The 12,600-nt window shown below is 73.3% G+C and carries 9 protein-coding genes; 1 reads left to right on the forward strand and 8 read right to left on the reverse strand.

The annotated features are described in order from the left end of the window. Window positions 1-169 precede the first annotated feature (169 nt). The 8 genes from RCG67_RS06115 to RCG67_RS06150 all read right to left on the reverse strand — a co-directional run bounded on the left by RCG67_RS06115 (window position 170) and on the right by RCG67_RS06150 (window position 9,618). The gene (locus RCG67_RS06115; protein ID WP_368825287.1) at window positions 170-1,009 is read right to left on the reverse strand and encodes a CPBP family intramembrane glutamic endopeptidase; all 840 of its coding nucleotides are present in this window, start codon (window positions 1,007-1,009) and stop codon (window positions 170-172) included. A 351-nt stretch (window positions 1,010-1,360) separates the two neighbouring features. Beyond that, on the reverse strand, window positions 1,361-1,720 hold the full coding sequence (locus RCG67_RS06120) for a hypothetical protein (RefSeq protein WP_368825288.1): 360 nt from the start codon (window positions 1,718-1,720) through the stop codon (window positions 1,361-1,363). Window positions 1,721-2,136: 416 nt separating this feature from the next. Then, entirely contained in the window at window positions 2,137-3,984 is a 1,848-nt protein-coding gene (locus RCG67_RS06125; protein WP_368825289.1) for an MBL fold metallo-hydrolase, read from the reverse strand. Then, a complete protein-coding gene (locus tag RCG67_RS06130) occupies window positions 3,981-4,529 on the reverse strand; it encodes a flavodoxin domain-containing protein (protein ID WP_368825290.1) in 549 nt (182 codons plus the stop codon). Before RCG67_RS06130 ends, RCG67_RS06125 begins: the two co-directional genes overlap by 4 nt. Beyond that, window positions 4,529-5,278 carry a hypothetical protein gene (locus tag RCG67_RS06135; RefSeq protein ID WP_368825291.1) on the reverse strand — a complete coding sequence of 250 codons (750 nt, stop codon included), beginning with the start codon at window positions 5,276-5,278 and terminating at the stop codon, window positions 4,529-4,531. The genes RCG67_RS06130 and RCG67_RS06135 overlap by 1 nt, the downstream gene beginning before the upstream one ends. 424 nt (window positions 5,279-5,702) lie before the next feature. Next, window positions 5,703-6,932 carry an FG-GAP repeat domain-containing protein gene (locus RCG67_RS06140; protein ID WP_368825292.1) on the reverse strand — a complete coding sequence of 410 codons (1,230 nt, stop codon included), beginning with the start codon at window positions 6,930-6,932 and terminating at the stop codon, window positions 5,703-5,705. 431 nt (window positions 6,933-7,363) lie between these two features. After that, window positions 7,364-8,482 (reverse strand): glycosyltransferase, encoded by a 1,119-nt coding sequence (locus RCG67_RS06145; protein WP_368825293.1) that lies wholly within the window; start codon window positions 8,480-8,482, stop codon window positions 7,364-7,366. Next, the gene (locus RCG67_RS06150; RefSeq protein ID WP_368825294.1) at window positions 8,479-9,618 is read right to left on the reverse strand and encodes an alpha/beta fold hydrolase; all 1,140 of its coding nucleotides are present in this window, start codon (window positions 9,616-9,618) and stop codon (window positions 8,479-8,481) included. The genes RCG67_RS06145 and RCG67_RS06150 overlap by 4 nt, the downstream gene beginning before the upstream one ends. A gap of 221 nt (window positions 9,619-9,839) precedes the next feature. On the opposite strand from RCG67_RS06150, the gene leuS reads away from it, so the two are divergent. Next, window positions 9,840-12,332, forward strand: a complete 2,493-nt coding sequence (leuS, locus tag RCG67_RS06155) for a leucine--tRNA ligase (protein ID WP_368825295.1) — start codon at window positions 9,840-9,842, stop codon at window positions 12,330-12,332. Window positions 12,333-12,600 lie beyond the last annotated feature (268 nt).

Consider the following 12,600-nt stretch of genomic DNA (forward strand, 5'->3'; position numbering starts at 1 on the left):
ACCGCACGAGCGAGAGGACCACCATGACCGGGAAGAGGACGGGCCGGCACGTCCGGTGCTGGAGCGAATTCAGCTCCGGTCAGCAGACCGCGGTGCTGGTCCTGGCATCGATCCAGGCGTTCCTGGCCGTCACGGCCTGGACGCATCTGGCCTTCCGCCCCGCCCATGCTCACCGGGCTGTCTCCTGGCGCAGGTCGGTGTCCGTGCCGCGCGGGTGGCCGAGCCGTCCGCGGGTGGCGGCCAGCAGCAGCGCCGCACCGAGCACGTAGAGGGACAGGATGGTGAGGTCGACCGTGGCCGAGTCCGCGGTGAGCAGCAACGTGTCCTGGGCGGCGGTGAAGCCGCCGTGCAGCAGGATGCACAGCAGCACGCTGCCGGTGCGGTTGTAGAGCCAGGTGTAGAAGAACGCCAGCACCAGGGGCACGACGAATCCGGCCGGCCCGTACAGCGGCACGTGCCAGATGCCCCACGCCAACCCCAGCAGCAGCGTGGCCACCGCGGGTCGGTGCAGGTCCTGCAGCAGCGGCAGGGCGTAGCCCCGCCAGCCCGGTTCTTCCATGCCGCCGAACAGCACCGCCGTGATGACCAGTGACGCCGCGTAGCCGGGCAACCGGTCGGGAAGGGCGGCCCAGTCGACCTCTGCGCCGTTCACGGAGAGCACGATGTTGACACCCAGCTGCACGCACAGCGGCAGTAGCAGGGCGTAGGCGTAGAACGGCCACGGCACCCGCCAGGCCAGGATGCTCCGGCCCCAGTCCCGCAGCGATCGGCCGGTGAGCCTCAGCATCACCGCAGCCGCGGCGGGCGGGCCGAACCCGCCGACCACCACCAGCACGAACGCCCCGGCCCCGCCGATCAGCGACGCCAGCCCCCATGACGACCACGAGAACGCGTAGGCCAGCAGCAGGTACCCGATGACCGGATGGGTGCCTGCCCAATCCCGCGGCCCGGACGCGGCGGACCTGCCGGACCGGTGCGGTGGTCCCGCACTCTCCGAAGCACGTGTCATGATCCACCTCCGCAGCAGACGCGGCCGGTGCCCGCCCCCGGACGCCGGACCGGCCGGTGTGGGACGCCAGCATAGTGCCCCCGCCGTGGACGGCACGGTCCGTGACGCGACGGCCATCCGCACGGGAAGCTCGATGATCGTCCCACCTCCCACAGGTGGAAGTGACAGCAGCGGACGTCGGTCGGAGAGAGGTCGTGCCGCGATGTCGATTCCGGCCGGCAGCCCGCGCCAGGACGGCGGGGCTCAGGCTGTGGCCTGCAAACTTTGATCCCGTGCACTCCGGTCTCGCGAGCTGAGGGATTCCGACGCCCGCTGCGTGGAGTACCCTCGGCTGCGACCACTCGTGCGAGATCAACGCTGCCAGGACACCGAAGCGCGAGCACCGCGGCGGACGGCCTCGAACGCCACCGCCGAGACCGCGTTGGGAACCCAGTACGGCCACGGCAGAGCCGGCACCAAGCCCAGCACCCAGGCCTGTGCCCAGCGCAGGGCTCCGGAGATCCGGCGCAGACGCAGCAGCTGACAGCCCACAACGGCCTCGAACACGACGGTGGCGGTGACGACGGCCGGGGCAGCCGGTTCCATCGCGCCCAGCACCGACCGGTAGGGCGGCAACCAGGCACTGTCGTGGAACCAGCTCATCAACCGGTGGGAGTGGCGCACGGTGTACACCGCGTTCAGCGCCGCTGAGCCGGCGAAATAGATCCCCACCGCCCGGGTGGCCAGGGCCCACCCCCCACCCGTGTCCCGGCCCCGGTCGGCGCGCCGGCGCGCGGCACCAGCGCGGCGGTTTCGGTCTGCCCCAAAGCCCATGACAGTGTCCTCCCCTTCGTCCCCGGCCTGGTCATCGACGAACGCCCGCGGAGGTGCCCCCACATCGGGGGCGCAGTCGACGACCGGTGAGACGCATTCCACCACGGGCCTCGAACGTGCACCACCGCAGCCGCCACTGTGACGAGGAGGGCATCTTCGGGCCTCCAATGCTTCGGTGGGGAGCACTACCGGCCGTTCCTCACCGTTGATGAGAGATCCGGACCAGGGTCATCGTCATGCACGTTCCTCCACCGGTCCACGCGCAGAAACCGTGCTGTCCTTCGCCGGGACGTGCCGCTACCGACGGCGCCGGATCATGCCGTATCCGGGGCGGGGGCGAGGAGTACCAGGGTGCCCACGACGTCCCCGCTCTCCAGCATCGCGTGCGCCCGGGCCGCCTCGGACAGTGGGAGGCGGCCGGCGATCACCGGGCGGATGCGCCCGGCCTCGAGCAGCTCGTAGAGGGTGGCCCAGGCCGCCAGCAGCGGGCGGCGGTCCAGCCGCCACGACGTCGTCCCGTACAGACGGATCCTCCTGCCGCCCGGGAGCAGGCGGCGCCCGACCGCCCGGCCGATCAGGCGCAGGGTGGCGGGCGGGGTACCGGGGTTGGCGTAGGCCACGAGCACGCCCCCCGGATGCAGCACGGCCAGGCCCCGGTCCACCCAGGTCCCGCCCACCCCGTCCAGCACCGCGTCCACCCCGGCGGGGTCCAGACGCCGCAGAGCCTCGACGACGTCCTCCCCCGACACACCGAGGGGCACCACCCCGTGGTCAGCAAGCCACGGGTGCTTCGCGGCGGTATCCGCCCCGTACATCCTCAGCCCGAGCAGCTGTCCGAGCTGCACGATCGCCGTGCCGATCCCGCCGGCGGCCCCGGTGATCAGCACTGCCTGCCCCGGCCGGATCCGGGCGGTGCGGGAGAGCACCTGGTGGGCGACCAGGTAGTTCAGCGCCACGGCCACCACCTCACCCGCGTCCAGACCGGCCGGAACCCGCAGCAGCGGGTGGCGGTCCACGTAGACGTACTCGGCGTAGCCGCCCTTCTCGGTCATCACCACCACCCGGTCCCCGGGCGTCACGGCGGTGACCCGGTCCCCGACGGCGTCCACCGCCCGGACGACGGCGTAGCCGGGCACGAACGGAAACCGCGGCGGATACGTGGAGAGCCCCCGGCGGGCCTGCACGTCGACCGCGCTCACGCTGCAGGCCTCGACCCGCACCCGCACCTCGTCCTGGCGCGGCGTGCGCAGCCGGCGGGACACGACGTCGAGCACCTCCGGGCCGCCCGCCCGGGTGGCGACCACGGTCCGGTACTGCGCGGGCGCCGTCTGCTGCATCGTGGCCGGGACCGGACAGCGGGCGGCGAGGTCGGCCAGCTGCCGGGCGGCCTCGGGCCCCATGAGCGGGGGCCCGTGGCCGGTGCCCAGCACCTGCGGCCGCAGCCCGGCGAGCACGGCGATCGCCGCCTCCGCGGCCGGCCGGTCCCAGGTCGCGATCCACGGCGGCCCGCCGGCTCGCGGTGCGCGGGCCAGCAGCCCGCGCACTGAGTTCACATCCACGGTCAGGACCGCGTCCCCGGTCAGCAGCACCCCGTCCTCGGGCCGGTGGAGGGCGACGTGACCGGGGGTGTGCCCCGGAGTGGGCACCCACCGCCACCCGGGCAGCCCGGGCACGCCCCCGGCCGGGTCGAAAGGCCGCACGACGCCGGTCATGTCGGTCTCCTGGATCGTTCCCGGCGGCAAGAGCTTCAGCAAGGGCCGCATCAGCCAGCGGTCCAGCGGGTTGGCGTACTCGTCCAACAGCTTCCCTCGTGCCTGCAGGAGCTCGTCCGGGTGCACCCACACCGGTACCCCCCACCGGCGGGCCAGCTCCGGGGCCGCCCCGGAGTGATCGGGATGGATGTGCGTCAGCACGATCGCCGCCGGCTGGGCCCCGGTCCCGAACAACGACTCCGCCGCCGTCGCGATGAGCTCCTGATGGCCGGTCCACCCGGCGTCCACCAGCACCCACCCTGTCCCGGAGGTCACCAGGTAGACGTTGGAGGCCCACCGGCTGCGCCCGGTGGGCAGCTGGTGCACCCCGGTGGCGATCTCCACCGGTTCCGGGGTTCTCCGGCTCGCCTCCGTCCGCCCTCTGCGCCGCCGGGCCTCTGCGGTGGTCATCGGTGATCCGCTTCCCCCGAGGCGAGGTGCGTGGCGATCTGCGCGGCCCAGGCGTCGATCGCCGGCCAGTCGCGGAAGTCACCCGCCGGCGTGGCCTCCTGGGCTGCGGGCAGGTGGCGGGTCAGTCGCTCGGTGAGGCCGATCGGAGGGGCCTGGGGGTCGAAGGCCCCGTAGAAGATCTGCTCCCCGCGCGGGTGCAGCAGCTCGGTGAGTTCGTCGAACTCCTTGGGGCGGGCGGCCTGAAGGACGTCGGCGCCCTCGGCGTCGACCCGGTCGGTGCCCAGCGGGCCGCTGCTGAACAGCCAGACCGGTCGCTGGGAGAGCTCGTCTCGGTGGCAGTGGGCGAAGGCGGTGGCGTCCTTGAGCCAGTGGAACATGTAGGCCGCCCCACCCAGCACGACGGCGTCGTAGGGAGCCAGGTCGTGGACCTCGTCCACGGGCCGCGCTTCGGCGGACTGGCCCGCGGCACGCAGCGCGGCCGCGATCCGGTCGGCGATCCCGGCGGTGGCGCCGTGCCGGGTGGCATAGGCGACGAGAACCTTCATCACAGTTCCTCCCTGCTGTGTGGTTCTGCGGCGTGGGCGGGATCGCGCGTCGACGGGGCCGATGACGGCCCCGCCACGGCGTTCGGACCGGCGGAGGACCCGCGGCGCGCACCGAGTGCGCGCCACAGCAGCACGCCCCCAGCGAGGATCAAGCCCACGGGCCACAGGTAGTTGAACACCGCCCACAAGTCCGTGGCCTCCAAGGCACTGAGCACTCCCAGCACCGCCAGAACCGTCGCGGGAATCCACGCCCACCACCGCCGTCCTGACCCACCCGGCAGCACCGCCACCAGCGCGAAGGTCAGGGCCAGCCCGGCGAAGAACAAGGCCCCCTGCAGCGGCTCGGCCAGTCCGTCCTCGGTCAGGCCTGCCTGCACCGCCAGGGTCAGCAGCACCCCAGCAGGGATCACCGCCCACCAACGGTCCCGCTCGCGCAGGTACACCGCGGCGAACCCGGCTCCGATCCCGGCCAGGAACAGTACCCCGCCCCACCGGTCCTCACCGGCCACCTGCGCCTCATCGGCCAGCATCACCAGACCCAGCCCGGCCAGGGCCCCGCCGGGAATCGCCGCCCACCATGCCTGGCGATCGATGGCGAACCAGTACCAGAAGACGCCTGCGGCCGTCACGAACAGTGCCCCCCAGAACAGCCCCGAGGCGATCAGCACACCGAGCGCCTCGAGCAGCAACAGCACCCCAGTGGCCAGCAGGAGCGCGCCGAACACGGCCCCCACCATCGTGCGTGACATCGTGTCCACCTCCGGTTTCAGGGTAGGTCCGCCCCCGGTGTCTGAGGACGGGGTGCGACGATGTTTCGCCGTCCCGCACCCGGCCAGGTCCGGCTGCGCCTCGGCCGCAAGGCGTATACCAGGGTGGGTCACCCGTCGGCGGTACCGTCTGCAGTGCCCATCACCCGACAAATGGGGTGGCTCTGGAATGCCCGCTCACACCAGGGCCGAAGACCGGGAGAAACGGGTGGTGGCGTCGTTATCAAGCTTTGACGCCAATGATCAAAACCAGGGACAACGCCCTGAGGAGGACGAAGGAGAGGACGCCGGGCGGACCCTGCAGAGCGGTCATCGTGGCACCGCCCATGACCGCGTGCAACACCCCGGGACGTGCTCGCTCCAGATCCCGTGGTCGAAGGCCCGGCCCAGCCGCCGGTGCGATGGTTCAGGACAGGCGCACGCTCAGCTGGGAGTGGCCGAAGGCGACGATGTCGTCGCGGCCGTCGCCGTTGACGTCGCCGAGCAGCCGCGGGTACTTCTGCGGGGTCCAGCCGCTGGTGTACCCGAACTCGGGGGTCAGCAGCTGCGGTCCGGTCAGGGGAGCGGCACTGCCGTAGGAGACCCAGGTGCCGGCGTTGCCGAAGCCGACCACGTCCTCCACCCCGTCCCCGGTGAGGTCCGCCAGCAGTCGCGGGTGGCGGTCCACCCGCCAGCCCTGGGCCACCCCGAAGTCGGCGACCTCCAGGGCGGTCGGGTAGAAGTTGATGTTCCTCGGCAGCGTGGGGATGGACCGGGCCACGTGGATCCCGCGGTGTCCGAAGCCGACGATGTCGGCCCGCCCGTCACCGGTGACGTCTCCGACGGTGCGCGGGTGCTGGTCCACCTGCCAGCCCTGGGCCACCCCGAAGTCGCGGACCTCCAGCCCTGGGTCGGTGAAGGTGCTGTCGGTGCGGCCGTAGGAGATCCAGGTGCCGCCGTAGCCGAAGCCGACCACGTCGGCGGCCCCGTCGTCGTTGACATCGGTCAGCTGCCGCGGGTGCTGGTCCACGCGCCAGCCCTGATTCACCCCGAAGTCGCCGATCTTCAGGGCGGCGGGGGCGAAGGTGCTGTTCGCCCGGCCGTAGGCCACCCGGACCCCGGCGTCACCGAAGCCGACGATGTCCTCGATCCCGTCGCCGTTGACGTCGGCCACGTGGCGAGGGTGGCGTTCGACCGTCCAGCGCTGGGCCCAGCCGAAGTCGTCCACCGTCTGCGCCGCCGGGGTGAAGGATCCGTCCGGGCGGGCGTAGGAGACCTGCACGCCTTTGGTGCCGAAGCCGATCAGATCGGCCCGCCCGTCGCCGTTGACGTCGCCGGTGGTGCGCTGGGCCTCCTCCCAGGCCCAGCCCTGGTCGGTGCCGTAGTCGCGGATCGCCAGCACGGGGGCGGTGAAGGTGCCGTCGGCCCGGCCGTAGGCCACGAAGGTGCCGGGGTCCCCGAAGCCGACGACGTCGGCGCGGCCGTCGCCGTTGACGTCGGCCAGCTCCCGCACGTGCTCGTCGACCCGCCAGCCGTTGGTGTAGGTGAAGTACGGCTGGGCTGCGGCGTGAGCCGGGCCGGCCACCACGACTCCGGCGGCCACCACCCCGGCGCTCGACGCCCCTGTGACCAGCCTCGACGCCAGTGAATGGTTCATGCTTGCCCCCGGCCCCTGGATTCCCATGTCAGGACGAATTCTCCCCGTGACGTGGGACCAGTAGCGGGTGCGGAGAAATATGACTGTCAAATTCCTCACAGGTGGCTCATCACCGGCGCTCCGACCGGCCGCGTCGGGACAGGTCGAGAGAGCATGCCCCGTCCTGTCCACGCGCCGACGCACAGCACGAGTCGCGTGCACCCGGGGCAGTCCCGGCCGACGGTCCGACGTGGTCGGTGCTGGGGGCAGGAGAACACCGGACTGCTCCGCACGGGGCAGGGAGCGATGCCTGACCCGACCCCGACGGGCAGGTCGGGGCACCCCGGCCGGGTCCGCCTCGGGGGCGCAGAGGCGCACCACAAGCCCTCGCCGCCGCAGAGAGCGCGGCCACCGGAATCCCGTGGTGCGCTCGCCGGCCAGGCAGGAGCAGCTCAGGCGGGCCGGCGGGAGCGCCGCTCGTGCACCCCGCGGGCGATGGCCAGCAGCTCCCGCGCTGATTCCTCCCACGAGGAGGCTCGCGCCCGGTCGAGCCCGGCGAGGACCAGGGCGCGGGCGCGAACCGGGTCCTCGAGGGCGCGGACGGCGGCGGCGAACCCGGCGTCGTCGTCGGGGGCGGCGTAGGCGGCGGCGTCCCCGGCGACCTCCCGGAAGATCGGCAGGTCGCTGCACACCACGGGGGTGCCCGCCGCGAGCGCCTCCACGAGCGGCAGCCCGTAGCCCTCGGCCCGCGAGGCGTGCACCAGGGCGGCGGCCTCGGCGAGCAGGGCCGCGTACTCGTCCTCGTCCACCCCGTCGTGGAAGACGACCCGCGCTCCCTCGGGGACCAGGGCATCCAGCTGGGCCCGGCGGGCGGGGGAGATCCGCGAGAGCAGGTGCAGCTCGTGGTCCGGGAGCCGTCCGGCCGCCCGCAGCAGCGTCTCCACGTTCTTGTAGGGCAGGAAGGAGCCCATGTACAGCAGCTTCCGCCCGCGCCGGGGCAGCCGCTCGAGGGCGGTCCCGGGGGCGAGCACGGAGCCGGGCTGGGGGGCGTTGGGCACCACGTGCACGGGCCGGCGGGTGAGCCGGTGGGCGGCGATGAGCTCGCGGGTGGTGTGCGAGACGGTCACCACGGCGTCGGCGCGGTCCAGCAGGACCCGCTGGGGCCACCAGGCCCGGTGGTAGAGCCGCCAGGCCGCGCGCACGGCGGCGGGCAGGTCCGCGGGCGGCTGGGGGTGGTCGTAGTAGATGAGGTCGTGCACGGTGAGGACCAGCCCGTGCCGGCGGCCCGCGGAGCCCATGGTCTGCATGGGGGAGAACACGACGTCGGGCGCGTACCGGTTGAGCACCAGCGCCGTGGCGGCCTCGGCGGCCGAGACCGGGGAGGGACCGGTGACGTGCGGGAGGTCCGGCAGCATGGCGAGCTGGCGGGGGTCGCTGACGAGCAGCGCCACCTCCAGCCCGGGGATCCCGGAGGCGAGTCCTGCGACGGCCTGGGCCAGGCTCGCCCCGTAGCGGCTGATCCCGTCGTGGCGCTCGAGCCGGGTGTAGCGGGCGTCCAGGAGCAGCCTCACCGGCGACGTCCTCCCTGCTGTCCTCGGCGTCCGCGGGGTGCGCGGCGCACGATGCGCTGCAGCCCGGTGAACGGGGCGGTGTCCGGGGCCTCGGCGGGCGGTGCCTGCGCGTGCAGCGCGGGCGGTTCGCCCTCCGGCGCGGGGACCGGGTCCGGGGCGGGGGAGGAGAGGAAGTCGTGGACCAGCTCGGCGGTGCGCACGGGGGCCTCGTAGTGGATGAGGTGGCCCACGCCCTCGAGGACCTCGAGGCGGTGCCGGGGGATCCAGGACGCCATCGTCCGCTGCGCCGCGACCGAGCCCAGCTCGTCCTGCGCGCCCACGACGAGCAGGGTCGGCATGGACAGCTGCATCGCGACCTCCGCGACCGTGTGCGAGACCGAGGCCTCGTAGGCCTCCAGCAGCACGTCCCGGTCCGCGAAGGCCGAGAAGTACGCCCGGTGCTGATGGCGCACGTAGCTCCGCACCCGGGGGTCCCGCGACGTGGTCATGACCCCGCTCATCGCGTCCGTCACGAGCCAGCTGGAGAGCAGCCGGTGGCCCAGCCGCCGGGGCAGCGCCCGGCCCAGCCGGTAGTACGCCGCCGTCAGCCGGCTCAGCAGCGCCGGTCCGCCCTCGAGGGCGGGCTCGCAGATCGGGTTGACGAGCACCAGCCGCTCGACCATCGCCGGGTGGGCGGCGGCGAAGTGCGCGGCCACCACGGAGCCGAAGGAGTGGCCCAGGACGGCGACGCCGTGCCGGGCGCCGTCGTGCACCGCGCCGTCGGTGAGGGTCTCGACGAAGCCGCGCAGGAACTGCGCGTACCCGGCGATGTCGTGGGGGCGGTCGGGGAAGGGCTCGGAGCGGCCGAAGCCCGGCAGGTCGGGGACGACGACGTGGTAGCGCCCGCGCAGCCGGTCCGCGATCAGCTGCAGGCCGTGGTGGTCGCCGCGGAACCCGTGGACCAGCACGATCAGCGGCTTCGGGTCCGGGTCCACGTCGTAGAACCAGTAGCGCACCTTGTGCCCGTCCAGGACCATGCTGCGCCGCTCGGCCGAGGGGTTGCGCACCGCGCTGCCGGGGACCTCCGCGTGCGGGTCGTGGCCGGTGCGCCCGCCGCCGTCCGGGGCGCCGTGCCGTGCGCCGGCCGCTGCCGTCATGGTTCCTCCCTGCGGGTCCGCCGGACGCCCGGTGCGTCCCGGCCCGCTGTCGATGCTAACGGCTGCGGGCCGGGACGCCGGGCGGCCCTGGGCTAGGATGGGACGGATTCCACCACCGTCGGCGCACCGCCGGGCATCCGTGATGCCCGGCTGCCGCCCACGCGACCGCGCGCCGCCCGCTCCGAGGCCGGCGGCGGTCCACCACCGCGAAGGCGAGGACCGTGACCGAACAGCAGCACACGACCGAGAGCACCGGGTACGACTTCCGCGCCATCGAGGCGACGTGGCCGTCGTTCTGGGCGGAGCAGCAGGTCTACGCGCCCGTCGACGACGGCACGCGGGAGCGCCGCTACGTCCTCGACATGTTCCCGTACCCCTCGGGCGACCTGCACATGGGGCACGCGGAGGCGTTCGCGATGGGCGACGTGGTGGCCCGGTACTGGCGCCAGCGCGGCTACGACGTGCTGCACCCGATCGGCTGGGACTCCTTCGGGCTGCCCGCGGAGAACGCCGCGATCAAGCGCGACGCGCACCCGGCGGAGTGGACCTACGCCAACATCGAGACCCAGAAGGCCTCCTTCCAGCGCTACGCGATCAGCGCCGACTGGTCCCGGGAGATCCACACCTCCGATCCCGAGTACTACCGGTGGACCCAGTGGCTGTTCCTGCAGTTCCACGCCAAGGGACTCGCGTACCGGAAGAACTCGCCGGTCAACTGGTGCCCCAAGGACCAGACGGTGCTCGCCAACGAGCAGGTCGTCAACGGGGCGTGCGAGCGCTGCCACACCCCGGTGACCAAGAAGGCCCTGAACCAGTGGTACTTCAAGATCACCGACTACGCCGACCGGCTGCTCGAGGACATGGCCGCGCTCGAGGGGCACTGGCCCGAGCGGGTGCTGGCCATGCAGCGCAACTGGATCGGTCGCTCCGAGGGCGCCCACGTGCGCTTCGCCGTCGAGGGCGCCGGCGAGAACGGGACGGACCGCGACGTGACCGTGTTCACGACCCGCCCCGACACCCTCTACGGCGCCACGTTCTTCGTGGTCGCCGCGGACGCGGAGCTGGCCGGGGAGATCGTCGCCCCCGAGCACGCCGCGGAGCTGGCCGCCTACCGCGAGCAGGTCAAGGCCCTGTCCGACATCGAACGCCAGGCCACCGACCGGCAGAAGACCGGGGTGTTCCTGGGCCGCCACGCGGTCAACCCGCTCAACGGCGAGAAGCTGCCCGTATGGGCCGCGGACTACGTGCTGGCCGACTACGGCACGGGCGCGATCATGGCCGTGCCCGCCCACGACCAGCGCGACCTCGACTTCGCCCGCACCTTCGGCCTGCCCGTGCGCGCGGTGCTGGACACGGGGGAGGAAGATCCCGCCGAGACCGGGAACGCCACCACGGGCGAGGGCACCCTGATCAACTCGGGCGAGCTGTCCGGGCTGGAGAAGACCGAGGCCGTCGAGCGCGCCATCGGCTTGGTCGAGGCCGCCGGGACGGGCAACCGCCAGGTCAACTTCCGGCTGCGCGACTGGCTGCTGTCCCGCCAGCGCTTCTGGGGGGCGCCCATCCCCATCGTGCACTGCGGGGCCTGCGGCGAGGTGCCGGTGCCCGAGGACCAGCTGCCCGTGCGGCTGCCCGACGACCTGCGCGGCGAGCAGCTCGCGCCCAAGGGCCGGTCCCCGCTCGCGGCCGCCGAGTCCTGGGTGCACGTCGAGTGCCCCTCCTGCGGCGGTCCCGCCCTGCGGGACACCGACACCATGGACACCTTCGTGGACTCCTCCTGGTACTACCTGCGCTTCGCCTCCCCGAACGACGAGAACGCCGCGTTCGACCTCGAGGAGACCCGCAAGTGGCTGCCCGTGGACCAGTACGTGGGCGGCGTGGAGCACGCGATCCTGCACCTGCTCTACTCCCGGTTCTTCACCAAGGTGCTCTTCGACCTGGGGCTGGTGGACTTCACCGAGCCGTTCAAGGCGCTGCTGAACCAGGGCCAGGTGCTCAACGGGGGCCGGGCGATGTCCAAGTCCCTGGGCAACGGCGTGGACCTGGGCGAGCAGCTCGACCGGTTCGGCGTCGACGCCGTGCGCCTGACCATGGTCTTCGCCTCCCCGCCCGAGGACGACGTGGACTGGGCCGACGTGTCCCCGCAGGGCTCGCAGAAGTTCCTGGCCCGGGCCTGGCGGCTGGCCCAGGACGTGGCCTCCGCCCCGGGGACCGACCCGGCGGCCGGGGACCCCTCCGTGCGGCGGGCGACCCACCGGGCCGTCGACGACGCCGCCCAGCTGCTCGACGCCTCGAAGTTCAACGTGGTGATCGCCAAGACCATGGAGCTGGTCAACGTGGTCCGCAAGGCCATCGACTCCGGCTGCGGACCCGCGGACCCGGCCGTGCGCGAGGCCACGGAGGCCGTCGCGGTCCTGCTGTCGCTGGTCGCCCCGTACACGGCCGAGGACATGTGGCACGCGCTGGGCCACGAGGGCTCCGTCGTCGTCGCCGGCTGGCCCGAGGTCGACCCGGAGCTGCTGGTGGACGACACCGTCACCGCCGTGGTGCAGATCAAGGGCAAGGTCCGGGACCGGCTCGAGGTGCCCGCCGACATCGGCGAGGACGCGCTGCGCGAGCTGGCACTGGGCTCGGAGACGATCCGCCGCCAGCTGGGCGACGCCGAGATCCGCAAGGTCATCGTCCGCGCGCCCAAGCTCGTCAACATCGTGGCCTGATCCGGGGGCTCCGCGCGGGGAGCACGACGACGCCCCGCCCGGCCCCCGGTGCCGCGGTGCGGGCCCTGACGGTCCGGCCCGGTCCCTGAGACGGTCCGGCCCGGTCCCTGAAGGCCAGGCTCGGCCCCTGAAGGCCAGGGTCGGCCCCTGAAGGCCAGGGTCGGCCCCTGAGGGCCCGCCCCGGTGCCCGGGCTCCACAGGCGCCCTCCGGGCCCGTGCGCGTCCCCAGCCGGGCCCCGGGCGGCCCCCCGGTGTGTCCGGCCGGGAT

It is taken from the genome of Kocuria cellulosilytica, from assembly GCF_040981245.1.
In the GTDB taxonomy this organism is placed as follows: Bacteria; Actinomycetota; Actinomycetes; order Actinomycetales; family Micrococcaceae; genus Kocuria; species Kocuria cellulosilytica.